The 23666-nt window shown below is 63.5% G+C and carries 23 protein-coding genes and 1 riboswitch; of the genes, 15 read left to right on the top strand and 8 right to left on the bottom strand.

Features of this window, described 5'->3' with window-relative positions:
• Positions 1-90: 90 nt before the first annotated feature.
• The 6 genes from pstS (at position 91) to phoB (ending at position 5511) form a co-directional block, all read left to right on the top strand.
• Positions 91-1101: a phosphate ABC transporter substrate-binding protein PstS gene (gene pstS / locus JQ574_RS03955; protein WP_212208817.1), complete on the top strand. Its 1011-nt coding sequence runs from the start codon at positions 91-93 to the stop codon at positions 1099-1101.
• A 239-nt stretch (positions 1102-1340) separates the two neighbouring features.
• Positions 1341-2330: a phosphate ABC transporter permease subunit PstC gene (gene pstC / locus JQ574_RS03950; protein WP_212208815.1), complete on the top strand. Its 990-nt coding sequence runs from the start codon at positions 1341-1343 to the stop codon at positions 2328-2330.
• Between the two features lie 3 nt (positions 2331-2333).
• Positions 2334-3179 (top strand): phosphate ABC transporter permease PstA, encoded by an 846-nt coding sequence (pstA, locus tag JQ574_RS03945; protein WP_212208813.1) that lies wholly within the window; start codon positions 2334-2336, stop codon positions 3177-3179.
• The gene (pstB, locus tag JQ574_RS03940) at positions 3176-3997 is read left to right on the top strand and encodes a phosphate ABC transporter ATP-binding protein PstB (RefSeq protein WP_212208811.1); all 822 of its coding nucleotides are present in this window, start codon (positions 3176-3178) and stop codon (positions 3995-3997) included. The genes pstA and pstB overlap by 4 nt, the downstream gene beginning before the upstream one ends.
• A 23-nt stretch (positions 3998-4020) precedes the next feature.
• Complete coding sequence (gene phoU / locus JQ574_RS03935; protein ID WP_212208809.1) at positions 4021-4737, top strand: phosphate signaling complex protein PhoU; 717 nt, start codon at positions 4021-4023, stop codon at positions 4735-4737.
• 72 nt (positions 4738-4809) lie between these two features.
• Positions 4810-5511, top strand: coding sequence for a phosphate regulon transcriptional regulator PhoB (phoB, locus tag JQ574_RS03930; RefSeq protein WP_192735463.1), 702 nt, complete (start codon positions 4810-4812; stop codon positions 5509-5511).
• A gap of 182 nt (positions 5512-5693) precedes the next feature.
• On the opposite strand, the gene JQ574_RS03925 is transcribed toward phoB, so the two are convergent.
• A complete protein-coding gene (locus JQ574_RS03925; protein WP_192735462.1) occupies positions 5694-6203 on the bottom strand; it encodes a GcrA family cell cycle regulator in 510 nt (169 codons plus the stop codon).
• Between the two features lie 482 nt (positions 6204-6685).
• Here JQ574_RS03925 and JQ574_RS03920 point away from each other — a divergent pair, with 482 nt between their 5' ends.
• The 3 genes from JQ574_RS03920 to JQ574_RS03910 all read left to right on the top strand — a co-directional run bounded on the left by JQ574_RS03920 (position 6686) and on the right by JQ574_RS03910 (position 10046).
• Entirely contained in the window at positions 6686-7891 is a 1206-nt protein-coding gene (locus tag JQ574_RS03920; RefSeq protein WP_212208807.1) for an aspartate aminotransferase family protein, read from the top strand.
• Complete coding sequence (argF, locus tag JQ574_RS03915; RefSeq protein ID WP_212208805.1) at positions 7891-8817, top strand: ornithine carbamoyltransferase; 927 nt, start codon at positions 7891-7893, stop codon at positions 8815-8817. The genes JQ574_RS03920 and argF overlap by 1 nt, the downstream gene beginning before the upstream one ends.
• 227 nt (positions 8818-9044) lie before the next feature.
• Positions 9045-10046 (top strand): Hsp33 family molecular chaperone, encoded by a 1002-nt coding sequence (locus tag JQ574_RS03910; RefSeq protein ID WP_212383300.1) that lies wholly within the window; start codon positions 9045-9047, stop codon positions 10044-10046.
• 872 nt (positions 10047-10918) lie between these two features.
• Here JQ574_RS03910 and apaG read toward each other — a convergent pair.
• The gene (gene apaG, locus JQ574_RS03905) at positions 10919-11311 is read right to left on the bottom strand and encodes a Co2+/Mg2+ efflux protein ApaG (RefSeq protein ID WP_192735458.1); all 393 of its coding nucleotides are present in this window, start codon (positions 11309-11311) and stop codon (positions 10919-10921) included.
• 239 nt (positions 11312-11550) lie between these two features.
• Here apaG and JQ574_RS03900 point away from each other — a divergent pair, with 239 nt between their 5' ends.
• Genes JQ574_RS03900 through JQ574_RS03890 form a run of 3 tightly spaced genes read left to right on the top strand, consistent with a single transcriptional unit; the run spans position 11551 to position 14583 of the window.
• Positions 11551-12780 (top strand): OpgC domain-containing protein, encoded by a 1230-nt coding sequence (locus JQ574_RS03900; protein WP_212211384.1) that lies wholly within the window; start codon positions 11551-11553, stop codon positions 12778-12780.
• Complete coding sequence (locus JQ574_RS03895; protein WP_212211383.1) at positions 12780-13538, top strand: SGNH/GDSL hydrolase family protein; 759 nt, start codon at positions 12780-12782, stop codon at positions 13536-13538. The genes JQ574_RS03900 and JQ574_RS03895 overlap by 1 nt, the downstream gene beginning before the upstream one ends.
• A 13-nt stretch (positions 13539-13551) precedes the next feature.
• Positions 13552-14583, top strand: coding sequence for an SGNH/GDSL hydrolase family protein (locus JQ574_RS03890; protein ID WP_212211381.1), 1032 nt, complete (start codon positions 13552-13554; stop codon positions 14581-14583).
• Positions 14584-14754: 171 nt separating this feature from the next.
• Here JQ574_RS03890 and JQ574_RS03885 read toward each other — a convergent pair whose 3' ends face one another.
• Complete coding sequence (locus JQ574_RS03885; protein ID WP_212211379.1) at positions 14755-15948, bottom strand: O-succinylhomoserine sulfhydrylase; 1194 nt, start codon at positions 15946-15948, stop codon at positions 14755-14757.
• A gap of 72 nt (positions 15949-16020) precedes the next feature.
• A riboswitch (SAM riboswitch) is annotated at positions 16021-16100 on the bottom strand.
• 121 nt (positions 16101-16221) lie between these two features.
• Here JQ574_RS03885 and JQ574_RS03880 point away from each other — a divergent pair.
• Positions 16222-17328: a 2'-deoxycytidine 5'-triphosphate deaminase gene (locus JQ574_RS03880; protein WP_192735453.1), complete on the top strand. Its 1107-nt coding sequence runs from the start codon at positions 16222-16224 to the stop codon at positions 17326-17328.
• A 99-nt stretch (positions 17329-17427) separates the two neighbouring features.
• Here JQ574_RS03880 and JQ574_RS03875 read toward each other — a convergent pair whose 3' ends face one another.
• The gene (locus JQ574_RS03875; protein WP_212211378.1) at positions 17428-18762 is read right to left on the bottom strand and encodes a sorbosone dehydrogenase family protein; all 1335 of its coding nucleotides are present in this window, start codon (positions 18760-18762) and stop codon (positions 17428-17430) included.
• Between the two features lie 147 nt (positions 18763-18909).
• On the opposite strand from JQ574_RS03875, the gene JQ574_RS03870 reads away from it, so the two are divergent.
• Positions 18910-19965 (top strand): hypothetical protein, encoded by a 1056-nt coding sequence (locus tag JQ574_RS03870; protein ID WP_212211398.1) that lies wholly within the window; start codon positions 18910-18912, stop codon positions 19963-19965.
• 162 nt (positions 19966-20127) lie between these two features.
• The gene (locus JQ574_RS03865) at positions 20128-21570 is read left to right on the top strand and encodes an MATE family efflux transporter (RefSeq protein ID WP_212211376.1); all 1443 of its coding nucleotides are present in this window, start codon (positions 20128-20130) and stop codon (positions 21568-21570) included.
• 1 nt (position 21571) lies between these two features.
• On the opposite strand, the gene JQ574_RS03860 is transcribed toward JQ574_RS03865, so the two are convergent.
• The 4 genes from JQ574_RS03860 to JQ574_RS03845 all read right to left on the bottom strand — a co-directional run bounded on the left by JQ574_RS03860 (position 21572) and on the right by JQ574_RS03845 (position 23623).
• The gene (locus tag JQ574_RS03860) at positions 21572-22033 is read right to left on the bottom strand and encodes a hypothetical protein (protein ID WP_212211374.1); all 462 of its coding nucleotides are present in this window, start codon (positions 22031-22033) and stop codon (positions 21572-21574) included.
• 160 nt (positions 22034-22193) lie between these two features.
• Positions 22194-22724 (bottom strand): hypothetical protein, encoded by a 531-nt coding sequence (locus JQ574_RS03855; RefSeq protein WP_212211372.1) that lies wholly within the window; start codon positions 22722-22724, stop codon positions 22194-22196.
• The gene (locus JQ574_RS03850) at positions 22721-23122 is read right to left on the bottom strand and encodes an SRPBCC family protein (protein WP_212211370.1); all 402 of its coding nucleotides are present in this window, start codon (positions 23120-23122) and stop codon (positions 22721-22723) included. Before JQ574_RS03850 ends, JQ574_RS03855 begins: the two co-directional genes overlap by 4 nt.
• Before the next feature lie 141 nt (positions 23123-23263).
• Positions 23264-23623 carry a VOC family protein gene (locus JQ574_RS03845; RefSeq protein WP_192735447.1) on the bottom strand — a complete coding sequence of 120 codons (360 nt, stop codon included), beginning with the start codon at positions 23621-23623 and terminating at the stop codon, positions 23264-23266.
• Between the last annotated feature and the right edge of the window lie 43 nt (positions 23624-23666).

The raw sequence follows: 23666 nt of genomic DNA, 5'->3' as shown, positions 1-23666 counted from the left end.
GTAAAAGCTCTACTGACCGCACCTAAACGGATGCGGCGTGAGCGCGATCGGGCGTTAACAGGCGCTTCGCTCACCAGATGGAGACCAGCCATGAATTTCATCAAGACAATCGTCGCGGCAGGCCTCGTCGCCGCCTCGACCTCGGCGTTTTCAGCCGATATCACCGGTGCGGGCGCCACCTTCCCGTTCCCGATCTATTCCAAGTGGGCCGATGCCTACAAAAAGGAGACCGGCAACGGTCTGAACTACCAGTCGATCGGTTCGGGCGCCGGCATCAAGCAGATCCAGGCCAAGACCGTGACCTTCGGCGCCACCGACGCGCCGCTGAAGGCTGAGGCCCTCGAAAAGGACGGCCTCGTGCAGTGGCCGATGGTGATGGGCGCGATCGTCCCCGTCGTGAACCTCGAAGGCATCAAGCCGGGCGAACTCGTGCTCTCGGGCGAATTGCTCGGCGACATCTATCTCGGCAAGATCAAGAAGTGGGACGATCCCGCGATCGCCAAGCTCAATCCGAAGCTGAAGCTGCCGACCGACGCCATCACCGTGGTCCGCCGCTCCGACGGTTCGGGCACCACCTTCAACTTCACCGACTATCTGTCGAAGTCGAACGCCGAGTGGAAGACCAAGGTCGGTCTCGGCACGGCCGTCGAATGGCCGACGGGCGTTGGCGCCAAGGGCAATGAAGGCGTTGCCGGCAACGTCGGCCAGACCAAGAACGCGATCGGTTACGTCGAGTACGCCTACGCCAAGCAGAACAAGCTGACCCATGCCGCGATGGTCAACAAGGCCGGCAAGACCGTGCAGCCGACGATAGCCTCGTTCCAGGCTGCTGCGGCCAACGCCGACTGGGCGAAGGCGCCCGGCTACTACGTGATCCTCACCGACCAGCCCGGCGAAGGCTCCTGGCCGATCACCGCAGCGACCTTCATCCTGATGCACAAGTCCGCGACCGACAAGGCCGCGTCCCAGGAAGCCATCAAGTTCTTCAAATGGTCGTTCGAGAAGGGCGGCAAGATGGCTGAGGAACTCGACTACATCCCGATGCCGGACCCCGTGATCAAGCTGATTGAAAAGACCTGGTCGGCCGAGATCAAGAGCTGAATTTAAGAACAAAGAACCGGGCGGCGTTCGGCCCGGCGACAATGGGAGCGTGCTCCCACTCTGCCCAACCCGGGTCTTTCCGGGTTGGGTCTTTCCCTCCGGGCAGGAGGGCGAATACAGGCGGGTCTGGTTACCAAGGGGCTTGGTGGACACCAGCCTTGGTTCAAGAGTCCGGTGCAAAACCGGCGCCGGATCCGGGGCAGTTGGGCTATACAGTACAGGGGATTGGCGTGGCAGACATGGCCGTTCAGAGCGACGTGATGGAAGCTGCAGGACCTTACGATCGCGCCAAGGCCCTCAGCGCATTCAAGCTCGGTGACGTTACCTTCTATTGGCTCACGCGCGCCTGCGCGATCTCGGTGCTGCTTATTCTCGGCGGCATCATCCTTTCGCTGATCGTCGGCGCCTGGCCTGCGATCAGGGAATACGGCTTCTCGTTCCTGTTCACCTCGCGCTGGGCGCCGTCGGCCGATCCGCCGGTGCTGGGCGCGCTCGGGCCGATCTACGGCACGCTGATCACCTCCGTGATCGCGATGATGATCGCCATTCCGGTCGGCATCGGCATTGCGATTTTCCTGACCGAGATCTGTCCGATCTGGCTGCGCCGCCCGATCGGGCTCGCGGTCGAACTGCTCGCCGGCATTCCCTCGATCATCTACGGCATGTGGGGCTTCTTCGTGCTGGGGCCTTTTTTGGCCAACTCGTTCCAGCCGTTCATGATCAGCATCTTCGACGGCGTGCCGGTTCTCGGCACCATCTTCGCAGGCCCCCCGTCCTATCTCAGCCTGTTCAACGCCTCGCTGATCCTGGCGATCATGGTGCTGCCCTTCATTACCTCGATCTCGGTCGATGTCTTCAAGACGGTGCCGCCGGTGCTGAAGGAAGCCGCCTACGGCGTCGGCTGCACCACCTGGGAAGTCGTCCGCAATGTCGTGATCCCCTACACAAGGGTCGGCGTGATCGGCGGCGTGATGCTGGCGCTCGGCCGCGCGCTCGGCGAAACCATGGCGGTCACCTTCATCATCGGCAACTCGTTCAAGATCTCGTCGTCAATCTTCGCGCCGGGCACCACGATCTCGGCGGCGATCGCATCCGAATTCGCCGAGAGCGACGGCCTGCACCAGTCCGGCCTGATCCTGCTCGGCTTGCTCCTGTTCGTGCTGACGTTCTTCGTGCTGTCGGCCGCGCGGCTGATGCTGATGCGGCTGGAAAAGAAGGCGGGGAACTGAGCCATGAACCCGATTTACGCCTCCCGTCGCCGTGGCGACATCATCGTCCGGGGCCTCTGCATCAGCGCCGCCTTGTTCGGCGTGACCTGGCTCGCGCTGATCCTGTTCACGCTGTTCTACAACGGCCTTGCCGGCCTCAACCTGGCCGTCTTCACCCAGGACACGCCGCCGCCCGGCTCGACCGATGGCGGTCTGCGCAACGCGATCATCGGCTCGATCATGATGACCGTGATCGGCGTCGGCATCGGCGCGCCGCTCGGCATGCTGGCGGGAACCTATCTCGCAGAATACGGCAAGCATGACCGGCTCACCTCGGTGATCCGCTTCATCAACGACATCCTGCTCAGCGCGCCCTCGATCATCATCGGCCTGTTCGTCTATGGCGCCGTCGTGGTGCCGATGGGCGGCTTCTCGGCCTTTGCCGGCTGTCTGGCGCTGGCCGTGATCGTCATTCCCGTGGTGGTCCGTACCACCGAGGACATGCTCGGCCTGGTGCCCAACCCGCTGCGTGAAGCGGCATCCGCGCTCGGCCTGCCGCGTTCGCTGGTGATCAAGCGCATCGCCTATCGCGCCGCGCGCGCCGGGCTGATCACCGGCGTGCTGCTCGCCACCGCCCGCGTCGCCGGCGAAACCGCGCCGCTGCTGTTCACCGCGCTGTCGAACCAGTTCTTCAGCCTAGACATGACCAAGACGATGGCGAACCTGCCGGTTACCATCAACAACTTCGTGCAGAGCCCCTACGAATACTGGAAGCAGCTCGCCTGGAGCGGGGCGCTGCTCATCACCCTCACCGTACTTGCCCTGAATATTGGCGCACGCATCCTTGGCGCTGAGAGGACAGCAAAATGAACGATCTTTCCGTATCCGTGAGTGCTGCGAACGGACCTGTTCCGCAGGTCGCCTTGCCCGACGCGCCGCCGAAAGTGACCGCGCGCGGCCTGAATTTTTACTACGGCGAGCACCACGCGCTGAAGAACATCAACCTCGCGCTCGGCACCAACCGAGTCACCGCCTTCATCGGGCCGTCCGGTTGCGGCAAGTCGACGCTGCTGCGGATCTTCAACCGGATGTACGATCTGTATCCGGGCCAGAAGGCGACCGGGCAATTGATGCTCGACCAGACCAACATCCTCGACCCCAAGCTCGATCTCAATCTGCTGCGCGCCCGGGTCGGCATGGTGTTCCAGAAGCCGACGCCGTTTCCGATGACGATCTACGAAAACATCGCCTTCGGCATCCGCCTTTATGAGAAGATCTCGAAATCCGAGATGGACGGCCGCGTCGAAAAGGCGTTGCGTGGCGGGGCGCTGTGGAACGAGGTCAAGGACAAGCTGAATGCATCGGGCCTCAGCCTCTCCGGCGGCCAGCAACAGCGGCTCTGCATCGCACGCACCGTCGCGGTGCGCCCGGAAGTGATCCTGTTCGACGAGCCCTGCTCGGCGCTGGACCCGATTTCGACCGCCAAGATCGAAGAACTGATTACGGAGTTGGCGGAGGATTACACCATCGCCATCGTGACCCATAACATGCAGCAGGCGGCGCGCGTCTCGGACAAGACCGCCTTCATGTATCTCGGCGATCTGGTCGAATTCGACGACACCAACAAGATTTTCACCTCGCCGAGCGATCGACGCACCCAGGATTACATTACCGGCCGGTTCGGCTAAGCGCACATCGCGAGGAGAAGACAATGGCTTCAGAACATACCGCGAAGGCGTTCGACAGCGATCTTCAGGAACTGACCCGCCTGGTCGCCGAAATGGGCGGCCTTGCCGAACGCATGATCACCGAATCCGTCGATGCCCTGATCCGCCGTGACGTCGCGCTTGGCAAGCGCGTCGTCGCGTCCGACGTCGAGATCGACCGCCTGCAGCACCTGATCGAGGAACGTGCGGTGCTGACGATTGCCCGCCGCCAGCCGATGGCCATCGACCTGCGCGAGATCGTCGGCGCCATGCGGGTGGCCACCGATCTGGAACGGATCGGCGACCTCGCCAAGAACATGGGCAAGCGCGTCGCCGCGCTGGAGAACGATTTCCAGCCGCTGAAGCTGATCCGCGGTCTCGAACACATGACCGATCTGGTGCAGTCGCAGGTCAAGTCCGTGCTCGACGCCTACGCGTCGCACGACCTGCCGGCGGCGATGGCGGTCTGGAAGGGCGACGAGGAAGTCGACGCCATCTGTACCTCGCTGTTCCGCGAGCTCCTGACCTACATGATGGAAGATCCGCGTAACATCTCGTTCTGCATCCATCTGATGTTCTGCGCCAAGAACATCGAACGGATCGGCGACCACGCCACCAACATCGCCGAGACCGTGTTCTACATGATCGAAGGCCAGCAGATGCTCGACAAGCGCCCGAAGGGCGACATGACCAATTTCGCCACGACGGTGCCAGGAAACTAGAATCGAAACTGGAAGCGGAAGACGTTCGTAACACACCGCGTCAAAATACTGGATATCAAGAGGCTGACATAGATGAACGCACGCATTCTGGTGGTTGAAGACGAGGAAGCGCTCACCACGCTTCTGCGCTACAACCTCGATGCCGAAGGCTATGAGGTCGAAACCGTCGCCCGCGGTGACGACGCCGATACAAGGCTGAAGGAGCGGGTGCCCGACCTGATCGTGCTGGACTGGATGCTGCCGGGCCTGTCCGGCATCGAACTGTGCCGGCGCTTGCGGGCGCGGCCGGAGACCAAGGCGCTGCCGATCATCATGCTGACCGCGCGCGGCGAGGAAAGCGAACGGGTGCGGGGGCTGGCGACCGGCGCCGACGACTACATCGTAAAACCCTTTTCGGTGCCGGAGCTGCTGGCGCGGGTGAAGGGCCTGTTGCGGCGGGCGAGCCCGGAGCGGCTGGCCACCGTGCTGACCTATGGCGATATCGAACTCGATCGCGAGAAGCGCCGCGTCGCGCGTTCGGGCCGTCCGATTGATCTCGGCCCCACCGAATATCGCCTGCTGGAGTTTTTCCTGGAACATCCCGGCCGCGTGTTCAGCCGCGAGCAACTGCTCGATAGCGTCTGGGGCCGCGACATCTATATCGACGAGCGTACCGTCGACGTCCATATCGGTCGCCTGCGCAAACTGCTCAATCCCGGCCGCGAACAGGACCCGATCCGCACCGTGCGCGGCGCCGGTTATGCGCTGGATGATCGGTTTGCGAAGGTGGAGTAGGGCGGGTAAGGCGCAGCAATATCCGCTGTCGTCCCGGCCTTGAGCCGGGACCCATAACCACAAATATTGATTGTTCTAAAAAGGCTGGAGCTCCAGCCAAGCATAACCACGGCCATCGGTGGTTATGGGTCCCGGCTCAAGGCCGGGACGACGGCAAATATTCGTCGTAACGCCGCGCGCTCCTAGCGCGTCGGCTTCGGCGCCGGGCGGCGGCGATCGGAGGCCGGCTGATAGGCGATGCGCGAGTGATGTGCGCAATAGGGCAGGCTGGTGAGCGCCTTGCCGCCGCAGAAAAAGAATTCCGAGCTGGAGGGATCGCCGATCGGCCAGTGGCAGGTGGCCTCGTTCAATTCGAGCAGCGTCAGCCGCTGGCTCATCGGCACCACATTGTCGTAGGCGACCGGATCCGGCTCCATCTCCACCTCGAAGGCGTGGGCCAGCGCGGTGTTGCCGCGCGACACCGGGCGCGCCACCCGCATCATCTGCTGGGCGGGGCGCGCCTTGCGCTGACGCGGCGCGGCCGAGGACGGGCTCTTGGCACGGCCGGAAAGACCCAGCCGGTGCACTTTGCCGATCACTGCATTTCGCGTCACATTTCCGAGTTCCGCGGCGATCTGGCTGGCGGAAAGTCCGCCCTCCCAGAGCTTCTTAAGCTGCTCGACGCGCTCGTCGGACCAGGTCAATACCGTCATCGCATTCTTCCCTTCGCACAGAGCCGGCCAATTGGGGGGCAGCGCTGGCGATGCCAATTCTCAAAAATCCCAGCGGGCAGAATCCCTTAGCCCTCGCCGGGCGCATAAAAGCCGCCCGAACGTTTACGCCTTACAAAATGGACTCTAGGGGTCAGTACTTCCGCACGAGATGTCGTACCCGACAGCCCAGACGCTACAATATGGCGGGACTCTGGCGCAAGAGTCCGCGTCCGTGCGTCCACATGTTCCGGTATTTATGCATTGCAATTAGAGTTTTCCACGGCACCGGAATGCTACGGATTGCTTTATCCTGCACTGCAGGAAAGCCGTTTTTAGGCGTGTTGACACGGTCCAAAGCCAGCATAGAATGCCTGTCACGTGCCGCCCCGAAAAGGCGGCACGTTTTGTTTTCGCAAGACCGGCTGTGCCGCGTTCGCACCAATGCACGCTATGTGGCCGGTCTCTAACCGTCAGTGATGGCCATGACCAACAGCGCCCCGTCGCATCTGCTTCCCGTTTTCGCGAGAGTCGATCTCGGTTTCGAACGCGGCGAAGGCGCGTGGCTGATCTCGACGTCGGGCGAGCGCTATCTCGACTTCACCTCGGGTGTGGCGGTGAATGCGCTCGGCCATTGCCATCCGCATCTGGTCGCAGCCTTGCAGGAGCAGGCCACCAAGCTCTGGCACATGTCGAACCTGTTCCGGAGCCCGGACGGCGACAAGCTGGCAGCAAGGCTGTGCGAACAGAGCTTTGCTGATCTGGTGTTCTTCTGTAATTCCGGCGCGGAAGCGATGGAATGCGCGATCAAGGTCGCGCGCCGCTATCACGCCGCCAAGGGACATCCCGAGCGCTATCGCATCGTCACCTTCGAGGGCGCGTTCCACGGCCGCACGCTGGGCACGCTGGCGGCGACCGGCTCGGCCAAATATCTGGAAGGTTTCGGTCCGCCGCTTGATGGCTTCGACCAGGTCGCGCATGGCGATCTCGAAGCGGTCAAGAAGGCGATCGGGCCGCAGACCGCCGCCATCCTGATCGAACCGGTGCAGGGCGAGGGCGGCGTCCGCAGCGCGCCGCATGCGTTCTACAAGGCGCTGCGCCAATTGTGCGACGACAAGGGCCTGCTGCTGATCTTCGACGAGGTGCAGACCGGCATGGGCCGCACCGGCGATCTCTTTGCCTATAAGCGCCTCGGCGTCACCCCCGACATCATGTCGCTGGCAAAAGCGCTCGGCGGCGGTTTTCCGATCGGCGCCTGCCTTGCCACGGCAGAGGCGGCGTCCGGCATGACGCCGGGCTCGCACGGCTCGACCTTCGGCGGCAACCCGCTGGCGATCGCCTCCGCCAACGCGGTGCTCGACGTGATGCTCAAGCCCGGCTTCTTCGAGCACGTGCAGAAGGTGTCGCTGCTCTTGAAACAGAAGCTCGCTTCCGTGGTCGATCGCTATCCTTCCGTGCTCGCGGAAGTGCGCGGCGAAGGGCTGCTGATCGGCGTCAAGGCCGTAGTGCCCTCGGGCGATCTCGTTGCCGCGCTGCGCGACCAGAAGCTGCTGACCGTCGGCGCCGGCGACAATGTCGTGCGCTTCCTCGCGCCCCTGATCGTTTCCGAATCCGAGATCGAGCAGTCCGTCCAAAGCCTCGAACGCGCCTGCATCGCGCTGTCAGGCGACAAGAAGAAGGCGGCGGGGTGATGAGCAAGTCCCTACGTCACTTTCTCGATATCAGCGAGCTGCCGCCGAAGGAATTGCGCAACATGCTGGACCTGAGCGTCGCCATGAAGGCGAAGCTGAAGGCGCATGAAACGCCCAGAAAGCCGCTTGAGGGCAAGACCCTGGCGATGATCTTCGAACGGCCGTCGACCCGCACCCGGGTCTCGTTCGACGTCGGTATGCGCCAGCTCGGCGGCGAGGCCATCATGCTGACCGGCGCGGAAATGCAGCTCGGGCGCGGCGAGACCATTGCCGATACCGCGCGCGTGCTGTCGCGTTACGTCGATGCGATCATGATCCGCATCCTCAACCACGATGCGCTGCTGGAGCTTGCCGCCAACGCCACCGTGCCCGTCATCAACGGGCTGACCCGGCGATCGCATCCCTGCCAGGTGATGGCTGACCTGATGACGTTCGAGGAGCATCGCGGTTCGATCGAGGGCCGCACCGTGGCCTGGACCGGCGATGACAATAACGTGCTGGCGTCATGGGCGCATGCGGCGGAGCGTTTGAAGTTCAAACTGAACGTGGCGACCCCGCCGCAGCTCGCGCCGAACAAGGCGATGAAGGACTGGATCAAGGCGACGCAGGCGCCGATCGTGCTCGGCAACGACCCGGAAGCCGCCGTCGCCGGCGCCGACTGCGTCGTGACCGACACCTGGGTGTCGATGGGCGACAAGGACGGCGAGCATCGCCACAACGTGCTCAAGCCCTACCAGGTCAACGCCCAGCTGATGTCGCTGGCCAAGCCTGATGCGCTGTTCATGCACTGCCTGCCCGCCCATCGCGGTGAGGAGGTCACCGACGAGGTGATCGACGGCCCGCAATCGGTGGTGTTCGACGAAGCCGAAAACCGCCTGCATGCGCAGAAAGGCATTCTGGCCTGGTGTTTTAACGAAGTGGCGTAGCGCTGCAGTTTGGTTGTCGTCCCGGCGAAGGCCGGGACCCATACGCCGCGGCCCCGGTTGTCGAAAAGAGGAAGATAACGATCAGCGTGTAAAACGATTACCGCCGGTGGTTATGGGTCCCGGCCCCCGTGCGCAACTGCGCACTAGGCCGGGACGACGTCTGACGTGACACTCGCGTTCACTGCAACCCCTTTCGATTCACTTCTGCCGACCCCAGATAAAGCGCCATGACTCAATCCCCCGACATCAAAATCACGGCCTCAGCGCCGATCCGCGCGCCATCGGCGGTTCCCATCGACGACGCGGCGTTGCCGTTCGAGGTCAATGCGCTCGACCTGCGCGGACGGCTGACCCGGCTCGGCCCGGCGCTCGACGACATTCTGACCAAGCACGATTACCCGGCGCCGGTCTGCAAGCTGCTCGGCGAGGCCATCGTGCTGGCGACGCTGCTTGGTTCGTCCCTGAAGTTCGACGGCCGCTTCATCCTGCAGACCCAGACCGACGGCCCGGTGTCGTTCCTGATCGTGGATTTCCAGCTGCCGGATCGGCTGCGCGCCTATGCGCGCTTCGATGCGACGCGGCTGAAGGAGGGGCAGGATTCGGGTGCGTTGCTCGGCAACGGTCATCTGGCGATGACCATCGACCAGGGCGCGGACATGAGCCGCTATCAAGGCCTGGTGGCGCTGGAAGGCGGCAATCTCGAAGACGCCGCGCATGAATATTTCCTGCGCTCCGAACAGATCCCGACCCGCGTGCGGCTTGCGGTCGGCGAGGAATGGCGCGGCAGCGGCGACGGTCCGAAACACCGCTGGCGCGCCGGCGGCATGCTGCTGCAATTCTTGCCCCAGGCGCCTGAGCGGGCGCGGCAGGCCGACCTCGATCCCGGCGATGCGCCGGAAGGCGCCGTGACGCATGCGGTGGCCGAAGACGACGCCTGGGTCGAAGGCCAGTCGCTGATCTCGACCGTCGAGGATGTCGAACTGCTCGATCCGGATTTGTCGGGCGAGCGCTTGTTATATCGCCTGTTCCACGAACGCGGCGTGCGCGTGTTCACGCCGTTAGCCCTGCGCGCGCAATGCTCCTGCTCGCGCGACGCGGTGTCATCGATGCTGAAAAGCTTCCAGCCGCAGGACCGCGCGGAAATGGTCAAGGACGGCAAGGTGGTGGTGACCTGCGAGTTCTGCTCGTCGGTCTATGAGTTCACGCCTGATGAAGCCGGTGTGGAGTAGGGATGCAATTCTGCCTACCACCGTCATTGCGAGGAGCGTAGCGACGAAGCAATCCATTCCTCCGATTGCGGCGCTCTGGATTGCTTCGCGGAGCCTGTCATCGGGCGCGCATTCGCGCGACCCGTTGGCTCGCAATGACGATGTAGGGCGAGCAGCCGCGACAAATTGGCCCGACGGGCAGATCACTTCTGTTTTACGGAAATCATGTCAAGCCCAAAATTTCTGTAAATCAAAAATATTTCCCTTTCTATCTGACCCAAATCAGTGCGCATCTATCGCCATCCCGTCCTACTCAGAAGGGCGTCGGCCGTCGTCACGGACGTTGGGCGGGTTGCGGTGGACGCTGGTTTACGCTTCGACGACGGCGTGGACTAAGCGTACGGCAAAACCGTGTGGTCCTGGCACCCGTTGCAGGTGTCAAGCTGTCGGCTAAGCGTGAGCTGAACCGGCGGTGACGGAGTCAACCCAGAACTCGTCTCCGGGGAGAGCACGGCATAAGCCGTAAAGCCATTGCGCAGGGAAGGCCGGGTGTTCTCCGCTGCCCTGTATGCTCGTGTGCAGCATTTCTTGTGCAAACCGCACACGGGACCGCGGGTGCAGCGCGCACCCGGTCTTCCCTGCGCCCTCTCATTTTGGGGGCAAGGAATTTCTGGCAAAGCTCGGGCGCAATGCGTCGCGAGAACGCGAAGGTGTGTTCAGTACAGTGCAGCAACAAACACGCTGTCGTCCCGGCCTTGAGCCGGGACCCATAGCCACAGGAAGAAGTTTTGCGAAAGGTCTCTGCGACCGAGCCTCATCGAGAGATCACGCGGTATGGGTCCCGGCCCAAGGCCGGGACGACGCGTGGAGGGAGCGCAATGCGCCTCTCGCCCCTAATTCAACACCCGCTTGTTGTCAGGGCTATCCAGCGAAAATGTCGGCACATCGATCTCGAATTTCTCGCCGCTTTCGTTGACCATCTGATAGCGCCCGGTCATGAAGCCGGACGCGGTGGGGAGCGGTACGCCGGAGGTGTATTCGAAGCGTTCGCCGGGGGCCAGCACCGGTTGCTCGCCGACCACGCCTTCGCCGCGGACTTCCTGCTTGCGGCCGGTGGCGTCGGTGATGATCCAGTGCCGCGTCCGCAGCTGCACCGTCTCGTTGCCGGAATTGGTGATGACGATGGTGTAGGACCAGAAATACTGGCCCTTATCGACCGACGACCGCTCCGGCATGAAGTTCGGTTCGACGGTGACTTCGATCAGACGGGTGACGGCGCGGTACATGATGAAAAGCTTCCAGAATCCTGATGCGCAGCATAGCGAAGAAAGGCGGTGGAACCAATCGCCGGCCAGCCGGCGGGGGCGGGCTGTCGAGGTACTCCATCCTCGTTTCAACATAGTTTCGCCCTAAGGCGCACCCGCGCGGTTCCGACCCCGCATCTTGCTTGTATTGCGTGCTTGCGGGCCGATATTATCCTTACGGCCGTGCAATTTGCGTAGATTCGCTGCCAAAACGGTGCCCGATGTCGTCCATTGCCGATCAGATTGCCGGACCGTCCGCGAGTGACGCGGCCGCCACCTCCGCGCCGGCGATCACGCTGCCGGCGGCCGGCGAGCGCGAATTGCGGCTCGATCTGTTTCGCGGGCTGGCGCTGTGGCTGATCTTCATCGATCATTTGCCGGCGAACATCCTGACCTGGTTCACGATCCGCAATTACGGCTTTTCCGACGCCACCGAGATCTTCATTTTCATCTCCGGCTATACCGCGGCGTTCGTGTATGGCCGCGCCATGCTGGAATCCGGCTTCGTGATCGCCACCGCCCGCATCATGCGGCGGGTCTGGCAGATCTACGTGGCGCATGTGTTCCTGTTCACGATCTTCCTGGCGGAGATTTCCTACGTCGCGACCAATTTCAACAACCCGCTGTATACGGAAGAAATGGGGATCATGGATTTCCTCAAGCAGCCGGATGTCACGATCATCCAGGCCTTGCTGCTGAGATTCCGCCCCGTCAACATGGATGTGCTGCCGCTCTATATCGTGCTGATGCTGTTCCTGCCGATCATCCTGTGGCTGATGAAGTGGCGGCCCGACGTCTCGCTGGGGCTGTCGGTGGCGCTCTACGCGGCGACGTGGCAGTTCGATCTGTACCTGTCGGCCTATCCGAACGGCACCTGGTTCTTCAATCCGTTCGCGTGGCAATTGCTGTTTACGTTCGGCGCCTGGTGCGCGCTCGGCGGCGCGGTGCGGATGTCGGCGATACTCTCCTCGCCGATCACAATGTGGATCTGCTTTGCCTATCTGCTGGCCGCCTTCTTCGTTACGCTGACCTGGCATCTTCCGCAGTTGAATTTTTTGATGCCGAAGCACCTCGAACAGTGGATGTACCCGATCAGCAAGACCGATCTGGATGTGCTGCGCTTCGCGCACTTCCTGGCACTGGCGGCGATCACGGTGCGCTTCCTGCGCAAGGACTGGCCGGGGTTGAAATCGCCCTGGCTGCGACCATTGATCCTGTGCGGGCAGCATTCGCTTGAGATATTCTGCCTCGGCGTCTTCCTCGCCTTTGCGGGGCATTTCGTGCTGGCCGAAACCTCCGGTGGAGCGGGCATGCACTTCCTGATCAGCGTCGTCGGAATCCTCATCATGTCCGGCATGGCGTGGGTCATTTCGTGGTACAAGAATTCCGCCGACAAGAATGCCAAGAAAAAAGGCGCTGTTGGCAACGCCGATATGGCGGGAGGGGGCTGATGAAGTCCAACCCGGTGATGATCCTGGGGCTGACCTTGATTGCCGGCTTGCTGGCCGCAGCCCCCGTGCGCGCCGAGGATGCCCCCGCCAATTGCGAGGTTCCGGCCTATCTGCTGACGTCCGAGAGTAAGCTGCCCAAGGTCGAGACGGCCGTTGCCGGCGACCGCCGGCTGGAAATTCTGGTGGTGGGCAGCCGGTCGTCGAGCATTCCGTCGTCCGAAGCCAGCGCCTATCCCGGCCGGCTGCAGGCGATGTTGAAGGAGGCGCTGCCGAAGGTCGCCGTGAACGTATCCGTAGAACTACAGGTCAAGAAGACGGCCGAAGAGGTCGCTGGCGGACTTGTTAAGCTGGCCGAGCTAAAGAAGCCTACTTTGGTTATCTGGCAGACCGGCACCTACGATGCTATCCGATCGATCGATCCCGATGATTTCCGCGCCGGTGTCGAAGATGGCGTTGCTGCGTTGCAGAAGGCGGGTACCGACGTGATCCTGATGAATCTGCAATACAGCCCGCGCACTGAAACGATGATTTCCGCGCCGCCCTATCTGGATAATATGCGCGTGGTGGCGCAGCAGCACGACATTCCCTTGTTCGACCGCTTCGCCATGATGCGGCACTGGAGCGACGCCGGAGATTTCGACTTGTCCAGCACGTCGCATGGCCCCGACCTGGCCAAGCGGGTGCATGATTGCCTCGGCCGCGCGCTGTCGAAATTCGTGATCGACGCGGCGCATGTGAACCCGGCCCAGCAGAATTGAGGAACTAGCGTAAATGAGTCGTTACTGCCCTTTTTCCCCGTCTGCATCGCTGGCAGCGCTCGCCATCGCAGCGACGGTGCTGCTGATGCCGGCGTCCGTTTTGCAGGCGCGAGCGCAGGCGCAGGCGACCCAGACCGCCCAGCAGGCGACGTTATCCGACACGGCCAAATCTGAAGCCGCCAAACCGCCGGCGGCGCCGACCACGGGTGCGGGCAGCGTGGCGGCCACCGAGCCGGCCAGCCCGGCGGCGCAGAGGAGCGTCACCGGCAAGGCGATCGACAAGGCCAAAGAAGTCGCGAAATCGGCCGCCGACATTTTCAGCCGCGTTCCCTGCCTGCCGCCGAAGGGTGGCGCCAAAAAGATGGGATCGCTGCCGCGTGTCGCGGGCAAGCTCGCCGCGGGCGAGCCGGTGGTGATCATCGCGTTCGGATCGTCGTCGACCGCGGGCTTCGGCGCGACCTCGCCGGAATTCAACTATCCCAACCGCCTCGCGGCGCAGCTGCACCGGCAATATCCGACCGCCGACATCACCGTGATCAACCGCGGCCAGGGCGGTGAGGACGCGCCTGAGATGATGAAGCGGCTGCAGACCTCGGTCATCGACATGCATCCGGACCTGGTGATCTGGCAGGTCGGCACCAACGCCGTGCTGCGCAATCTCGATCCGGCCGAAACCATCAAGCTCGTGGAAGACGGTGTCGCGCGCATTCAGGCGGCTGGCGCCGATCTGGTGCTGATCGATCTGCAATATTCGCCGCGGGTCAACGAACGCGCGGAGAGCGCGGGCAAGATGATCAATTTGCTGGGCAAGGTCGCCGAACTGCGCAAGGTCGGCATCTTCCCGCGCTTCGAGGTGATGCGCGACTGGCACGAGAAGCAGGCGATCCCGATGGACAATTTCGTCATCGCCGACGGCCTGCACATGAGCGACTGGGGCTACGCCTGCTTCGCGCAACTGCTCGGCGACGATATCATCCGCTCGGTCGGCCAGATCAAGCTCGGCGTCAACGTGCCGTCGGACGTGCGGACCTACCGGCCGATGTGATTACGGCTGTTGCCGTTACACACCGCCGTCGTCCCGGCCTTGAGCCGGGACCCATACGCCGCGGCCGTGCTGATTAAACACGGTGGTCGACCACTTCCTTGACTCACAACGTCCTGTGGTTATGGGTCCCGGCTCAAGGCCGGGACGACGATGGTGTTGCTGGCAATCAGCTCACGCCTTCTCCAGCGCCTGCGCAAAATCCTCGATCAGGTCATCCGCATGCTCGAGCCCGGCGGAGAAGCGAATGAAGCCTTCGCTGATGCCGAGCTCGGCGCGCGCCTCCGGCGTCAGCCGCTGGTGCGTCGTGGTCGGCGGATGGGTGACGAGGCTCTTGGCGTCCCCGAGATTGTTCGAGATCCGTGAGATCTGCAACGCGTTGAGGCAGCGGAACGCGGCCTGCTTGCCACCCTTGACCTCGAAGCCGACCAGGGTCGAGCCGGCGCGCATCTGCCGCTTCACCAGTTCGGCCTGCGGATGATCTGATCGCCCGGGATAGATCAGCCGCGAGATCTTCGGATGCTTCGCCAGCGCATCGGCCACCTTGCCGGCGGTCTCGGTCTGCGCGCGCACCCGTACCGCCAGCGTCTCCAGTCCCTTCAGCAGGACCCAGGCGTTGAACGGCGACATCGACGGGCCGGTATGGCGCATGAAGTTATGGAGGTGCTCGGCGACGAATGCTTCCGAGGCCAGGATGATGCCGCCGAGGCAGCGGCCCTGGCCGTCGATATGCTTGGTGGCGGAGTAGACAACGACGTCGGCGCCAAGCGAAAGCGGGCTCTGCCAGATCGGCGTGGCGAACACATTGTCCACGATCAATCGTGCGCCGCCACTGTGCGCGATCTCGGCAATCGCCGGGATGTCGAGCACGTCGAGCGTCGGATTGGTCGGGCTCTCCAGGAAGAAGGACTTGGTGTTCGGGCGCAACGCGCGCTGCCACTGGTCGAGATCGAGACCGTCGACCAGAGTCGTCTCGATCCCGTAGCGCGGCAAGAGATCCTGCACCACGTAAAGGCAGGAGCCGAACAGAGCTTTCGAAGCGACCACGTGGTCGCCGGCCCGGAGCGGTGCGAGGATCGCGGTCGCCACCGCGGCCATGCCGGTCGCGGTCGAGCGCGCGGCTTCCGCGCCCTCGAGCTGGATCATGCGGCGCTCGAACATCTCGATCGTCGGATTGGAATAGCGCGAATAGATGAAGCCGGGCTCCTCGCCCTTGAAGCGGGCCTCGCACTGCTCCGCGCTGTCGTAGACGTAGCCCTGGGTGAGGAACAGCGCCTCCGACGTCTCGCCGAACTGCGAGCGTAGCGTGCCGCCATGGACAAGGCGGGTTTCGGGACGATAGCGGGTGGTAGACTTAGCCTCAGGCATGTGACCTCCGTCGTGACCACCATTGAAAATGGTCACAAAAAACCGGCCTGGAAAAATTTCCACAGGCCGGGATCACACGTGTCCCCGGCCTGTTTAGCGACTTATTTAACGTGGCTGCAAGCCGGCCGGCTCAAATCACCACGGGATAAGTCATGCTGATATTCCCTCGCGCCCTTTTCGTCAAGCCGGCCATCGGATAACCCCTAAATGCCCATATTTATGAGGTTTGGATGACATTCGGGTCATCCTTCCCGGGCTCCCTTGAGGACCGCCGTGCCTTTCACGCTGCCGCCCGACGCCAACGGAATTCTGCCCGACCGCATGATCGCGGCGATGGCGGATGCGGGCCTGATCCTGCCGGCCTATCCCTTTGTCGAGAGCCAGATCCAGCCCGCCAGCCTCGATCTGCGCCTCGGCGACATCGCCTACCGGGTGCGCGCAAGCTTCCTCCCGGGGCCGGGTGCGACGGTGGCCGAGCGTATCGACGAACTGAAACTGCACGAGATCGACCTCACTGACGGGGCGGTGCTGGAAACCAATTGCGTCTACATCGTGCCGCTGCTGGAGAGCCTCGCGCTGCCGCCGGAGATCGTCGCCGCCGCCAACCCGAAGAGCTCGACCGGACGGCTCGACGTCTTCACCCGCGTGATCGCTGACGGTACCCGCCGCTTCGACATGATCGGCGCCGGCTACCACGGGCCGCTCTATGCCGAGATCAGCCCGAAGACGTTTCCGGTGCTGCTGCGCGAGGGATCGCGGCTTAGCCAAGTGCGCTTCCGCACCGGCGACGCCATCCTCAATGCGGACGAGCTCGACGCGCTGCATGAGGCCGAGCGGCTGGTCGATATCGACGACGCCGATCTCGCCAATGGCGTGGCGCTGAGCGTCGACCTAAGCGGCGCGAATTCCGGCGGCTTTGTCGGCTACCGCGCCAAGCGCCACACCGGCGTGGTCGATGTCGACCGCCGCGGCGGCTATGCGGTCGATGAATTCTGGGAGCCGATCGCGGCGCGTCCGGACGGCAGCCTGATCCTCGATCCCGGCGAGTTCTATATCCTCGCCTCCAAGGAAGCGGTGCAGATCCCGCCGGATTACGCCGCCGAGATGGTGCCGTTCGATCCCTTGGTCGGCGAATTCCGCGTGCATTATGCCGGCTTCTTCGATCCCGGCTTCGGCTATGCCGGCGCCGGCGGGCAGGGCTCGCGCGCGGTGCTCGAAGTGCGCTCACGCGAAGTGCCGTTCATCCTCGAGCACGGCCAGATCGTCGGCCGCCTGGTCTATGAAAAAATGCTGGCGCGGCCCCATGCCATGTACGGCCAGCGCATCGGCTCGAACTATCAGGCCCAGGGCCTGAAGCTGAGCAAGCATTTCCGGGTGTGATTCTCACCTCGTCATTGCGAGGAGCGCAGCGACGAAGCAATCCATGCTCCCAGCAAAGATGGATTGCTTCGCTTCGCTCGCAATGACGGTGGTTGGTGCCTACCGCGCCGCCGATGTCATCGCAGGCGTCACGCGCCATACCGTGTTGCCGACGTCGTCGGCCACCAATAGCGCACCCTGCTTGTCTAACCGCACGCCGACCGGACGTCCGCGGGCTTCACCGTCATCACTGACAAAGCCGGTCAGCACGTCCTGCGGCTTGCCGGAAGGCTTGCCGCCCTCGAACGACACGAAGATCACCCTGTAGCCGGCGAGCGGCTTGCGATTCCACGAGCCGTGCTGGCCGATGAAAGCGCCACCCGCCATCGCTTCTGGAAACAGATTGCCGGTGTTGAACGCCAGCCCGAGCGAAGCGGTATGCGCGCCGAGTGCGTAGTCCGGTGCCATTGCTTTGGCGACCATATCGGGACGCCGCGGCTCGACGCGCGTATCGACGCGATCACCGAAATAGCTGTAGGGCCAGCCATAGAACGCGCCGTCCTTCACCGAGGTCATGTAGTCAGGCACCAGATCGTTGCCGAGTTCATCGCGCTCGTTGACAACGACCCACAATTCGCCGGTGTGCGGATTCCACGCGGGTCCGTTCGGATTGCGCAGGCCTGAGGCAAACACCCGCCATGTGCCACTGGCGCGATCGACCTCCAATACGGCGGCGCGATCCTTTTCGGCCTCGATGCCGTTCTCGCCGATGTTGCTGTTGGAGCCGACGGTCGCATAAAGCTTCGATCCGTCGCGGCTGGCGGCGAGGTCCTTGGTCCAGTGATGATTGAGCGTGCCCGCGGGCAGGTCGGTGAGCTTCTCACCCGCTGCGGTGATTCTGGTGACGCCGGTCTGATAGGGAAATTTCATGATCGCGTCGGTATTGGCGACATAGAACTCCTCGCCGACCAGCACCATGCCGAACGGCGAGTTCAGCCCGCTGAGGAAGATGCTGCGGGTTTCGGCGACGCCATCGCCATCCGAGTCGCGCAACAGCGTGATGCGGTTCGCGCTCGGCACGCCGGCGCCGGCCCGGCTCTGCGCCCACTTGAAGAAGAAGCCTTTGATGCCCCCGCCGTCCGGTTTCGGTGGGGCGTTGGACTCGGCCACCAGCACGTCGCCATTTGGCAGCACGTAGACCGTGCGCGGATGCTCGAGCCCGCTGGCGAACGCATTCACCGCCATGCCGTTGCCGGCGGTCGGCTTGCCGCCTTCGGGCCAGCCCTTGGCAGTGGCGATGTTGACGGTCGGTATCCACGAGGTCTGCGGCGATGGCAACTGGGGCGAGGGACCATAGGTCTGTTCGGCGGAGCCTGATGGGGCCTGTTCGTTACAGGCGGCGAGAGGAAGCGCCAGCGCTCCCAGACATAGCGCTAGCCGAAGGTGGCTATGCATGACGGCTCCTTGCATATCGATGTACAATGCGGTGCATATCGCTCCACCAATGCGGAAAGCCGGCCATTGTTCGCGGCGCCTGCCATGAAATTCGCGTGAATTGAACCCCAACCCTGCGTGTGGAAAGAAAAGGGAACCGGAATGGCGATGACCGAGGCGAAGGATGACCCCGCGCAGCAAGCGCAATGGGCGAAGTGGCGCAGCATCGCTGATCTCTATCACGCGTTTTTCACCGGCCTCGTTCTCACCGTGGTCTCGCGCCGCGGCACGGCGGATGCCGCCGAATTCGTGTTCCGGGTGTTTCGCCGCCAGCAGCAGGAGCGCTTCCTGCCGGGGCTGGAAAAACTCGGGCTCAGCCATCTGCCGCCGGCGGTCGCGGCTGCGCAGTATCACTATCTCTCGAACTGGATCGGCGGCGTCCATGTCGAATACATGTACGAGACCGATCGCAAGGCCTGGATCCGTTATCCGCCGCCGCGCTGGATCTGGCGGGGCACCGCGATCTGCGGCGTGCCCGGCGAAGTGTCGCGCGCGATGCTGCGGGGCTGGCACGGCAATAACGGCGTGGCGCTCGGCAATCTCAATCTCGGCTTCGTCTGTACCAAGCAAAGCGTCGACGGCCAGGACGGCCTCGAAGGCTATTACTGCGAATACGATCATCCGCTCGAGTTAGATGCCCGAATGGTGTTCGCGCGGCATCTCGAAGCGCCGCGCTTCGATCCCGCCACCGCGCCGGCATTGCCTGTTGCAAGCTGGCCGAAGCCGCGGTTGGAAAAGGCCTATCGCAACTACGCGATGGAATATGTGAAGACCGCGGCTCCCGTGATGGTGCAATGCTTCGGCCCGGAGGACGCCCGATATCTATTGCACCTCACCGGCAAGCTGATCGGCATGCAATATTTCGACGAGATCGCGCAAAACCTTGGGGCGAGCCGCGGCGGGCCGAAGGAATTTGCTGGCTTCCTGCGTGCGCTGTTCGAGGCGCAGGATGATGCGGTTGAGATCAGCGAGTCCGACGGCACGTTCGAAATCCGGCAGCAGAGCTGGAAGCTGATGGCCGATGTCGGCGATTATCACCCGGCCTGCGCCAGCGTCCTGCAGGGATTGTTCGAAGGCCTCGCAGCCGGCTGCGGCCGCCATATTCCCGTGCATTTGAAGCCGCCGGCCGGCGGAAAGGCACCGTTCGTCTGGTCGATCGGCTAGGGGAGTGCGCCCGCCTGCAATCGCGCAGGCCCCCATTGCGTTTCGCGCACGCGGAATCAGCGCCTGCCGTGCTAGGAAACATCCTGGCGCAGCAAGATAATGCGCCCAAAATATTGAATGGGCGCGCGACCTTAAGGTTGCCTTTCGCGCGCGGGAGCAGAAATGTCCGATATCGGCGTTGCCGAAATTCCCGTCGACGAGGAAGAGCGCCCGCTGCCGCCACCGCCGCCGCCGGCGAAGAATGCGCTGGTCGACGGTCCGATCCTGCGCACGCTGTTATGGCTCGCCTGGCCCAACGTCATTGCGCTATCGGCAGGCACCTGCGTGGTGATCGCCGAGACCTCCTATATCGGCCGGTTAGGGGTGGAATCGCTGGCCGCGATGGCGCTGGTGTTTCCCTGCGTGATCCTGACCATGACGATGTCGGGCGGCGCCATGGGCGGCGGCGTGGCGTCCGCGATCGCGCGCGCGCTCGGCGCCGGTGATACCGAGCGGGCGTCGGTGCTCGCCGCGCATGCCTTGCTCATTGGCCTCTGCTTCGGGCTCGTCTTCATGCTGGGCATGCTGATCTTCGGCCCAAAGCTGCTGGAATTGCTCGGCGGCCGCGGCAACGTGCTGGCGCAGGCGATCGGCTACACGCAGATATTCTTCGGCGGCGCTGTCGTGCCGTGGCTGATGAACACGATGGCCGGCATCCTGCGCGGCACCGGCAACATGAAGCTGCCGTCGCTGCTGATGCTGGTTTCCGCCGTCTGCCAGATCATTCTCGGCGGCACGCTCGGTCTCGGTCTCGGTCCGATCCCGCAATTCGGCATGCAGGGCGTCGCCGCCGGTTCGCTGATCGCTTACCTCATCAGCATCTCAGTGATGACGTGGTATCTGTTTTCCGGCCGCGCGCGCATCGTTCCCAGGATCGTCGGCCTGCGGATTCGCTGGGCGATGTTCATCGACATTCTCAAGGTCGGCGCCATCGCCTGCTTCTCGCCGCTGCAATCGGTGCTGACGATCAGCATCTTCACCTACATGCTGGCGGGTTTCGGCACCGAGATCCTGGCCGGTTACGGCATCGGCGCGCGGCTCGAATTCATGTTGACGTCGATCGCCTTTGCGGTCGGCATCGCGACCGTGCCGATGGTCGGCATGGCGATCGGTGCGCAGCGCATCGCGCGGGCCCGCAGGATCTGCTGGATCGCGGGCGGCGTGGCCTTTGTCGGGGTCGGAGCGTTGGCGACCTTGATCGCGATCTTCCCCGACATCTGGGTCAATCTCTTCACCGACAATGCGGGCGTGCGCACCGCAAGCCGGCAGTATCTGTCTACGGCGGCGCCGATGTATGCGTTCCTCGGCCTTGCCACGACCTGCTATTTTTCATCGCAGGGCGCGGCCAAGGTGCTCGGCCCCGTGCTGGCGCAGACCGCGCGGCTGGTGTTCATCGGCGTCGGCGGCTGGTGGCTGTCGACGCACAACGCCACGGCTATGGACTTTTTCATGCTGACGGCCGCATCGATGATGCTGCTCGGCCTGCTGTCCTGCCTCAGCGTGATCCTGACGCGGTGGGGACCGAAGCGCGTCCCCCTTGCCAAGGCTCGCCCGGCGCTGTCGTAGCTCAGCGCCGCCGATGCTTTCGGCCGTGACGGCTGCCGCCCATATTGGCCATGCGCATCAACTGCGGGATCATGCTCATCATCTCGCCGCCGCCGGCGCCGCCGAGCATACCCATGATGTCGCCGCCGCCCATGCCGCCCATGTTGACGCCATAGCCGTGGGCCATACCGCTGCCATAGCCGCCGGGGATTCCACCACCGCCCATCATGCCGCCGAAACCACCACCGCCGCCTTCCATCATGCGGCCCATCATCGGCCCCACGGTCTGCATCATCAAGCCGAAGCGGCGCTTGCCCATCTTGGCCTTCATCATTTCCAGCATCGGCGCCATCTGCGTCATCATGTCGTCGCCGCCTCCACCCCCACCGAACCCGGCGAATTGCGCCTTCGCCGGCGTCGTCGTCAGGGCAAACAGCAGCAGCAGCGTGGCTGCCTGGCACACAACCTTGTCAGCTCCAGTCATGGTTCGACCTCCCAATGCGCCGCGGCCCGCGGGGGCGGTGCCATCCGGGCGCAACTGGTGACGCTAGGAAAGGGAGGCTTGCCGATCTGTGCGAAAGATCACGGTAGAGCATGATCCCGGAAAAGTGGCCGCCGGTTTTCCGAAAGGATCATGCTCAAAATTACAAAGGCTGCCGCCGCGCGGTGAACTCGGTATTGACACGCCAGCTCGCGCCGTTGTCCGCGGATATCTCGCCACGCCAGAGGAACGAGTTCGGCGTGATCTTTGAAAAACTCCAGCGCATCAGCTGTCCATCCGGCCGCGTGCCGTGCTGCACGATGTCACGGCCTTCAGCGCGGCCGATCATCTGCAGAAAATTTTTGGCGACCGGATCGGTCCACTGGATCCGCCAGGCATCGATATCGGGATCGTAGACCCGCAGCGTCGTGCCATAGGAATTGACCTTGGCGGTGGCGTCGCCGTGTCGCGCTTCGCCACGCGGCGGCACGATCCAGACATCCTGGATCGCGCGGCCCTCCAGCGCCCAGCCGAAATGCCATTCACCGGCGCGGCGGCGCTCGCGGCCATCGTCGGAGAATTGCCTGACGTCGAGATCCCAGGAGCCGATGAAGCGTCCGTACAGATCCATCTTGCCGGCGCGGTCGGCTGAAGGACCGACCGCGCCGAGCGCTTCGAGAAATGCGGAAATCATGCCGCGGCTTTCCCAAGCGCGTTCTGCATCGCCAGCGCCGCCTGATCCATCTGCGCGTTCATGTAGGGCGCGATTTCATGTGGCAGCACGTCGACGGTCCAGGCCAGCCGGCTGCGGCCATCGGCTTCGGCGGTCACCTGCACCGCGGCGCTGTGCTGTTTGATCCGCTCGCTGATCACGGCATAGACCAGCCGCCGCCGCGCATCGTCGCAATCGACCAAGAGTTCGCGCGCCACCGTGCCGTTGGAAAACGTCACGATCCGCGCGTCGCCGTCGAGGCGGGTGTCGAGCACGAAGCCCGGCACCAGCCGCGTATGCAACGCCCCGAAATCGCGCACCGCGTCCCAGACGTCGGCCGGCGCGGCGTCGATGATGATGTCCTTGTGGATAGAAGCCATGGTTGAGGTCCTTCGAATGAGAATGAGAGGCATCGGTCCGTAGGGTGGGCAAAGGCGCACTTCGCGCCGTGCCCACCATCTATCCAGGCCGTTGCCTTGAATGGTGGGCACGCTTCGCTTTGCCCACCCTACGATGCGCACCTACGTGCAAACCGCCTCGACATTGTTGCCATCAGGGTCGATCAAAAACGCCGCGTAGTAAGTCGGGCTGTAGTCCGCCCGCGCGCCCGCGCCGCCATTGTCGCGGCCGCCGGCCTTCAGTCCCTCGGCATGGAATTTCTTGATCGCGGCATGATCAGGCGCGCGGAACGCGACATGGGCGCCGGTGCTGCCAGCGCCCTTGTGCAGATGCAGCCAGAGCGCGGGTTCGCCCTTGGGGCCGAAGCCGGCGCCGGAATCATCGCGCGAGCACAGCACAAAGCCGAGGGGCGCGAGCGCTGCCGTATAGAAGCGCACGCTGGCGTCGAGATTTCCGACGCGTAATCCGATGTGGTCGTACATTGCTGTTCTCCAGTGAGAAGTGCGCGCGGGAATGCCGCGCAAC

The organism is Bradyrhizobium sp. AUGA SZCCT0158, assembly GCF_018130065.1.
Taxonomy (GTDB): domain Bacteria; phylum Pseudomonadota; class Alphaproteobacteria; order Rhizobiales; family Xanthobacteraceae; genus Bradyrhizobium.
This window is presented reverse-complemented; position numbering and strand designations above follow the sequence as displayed.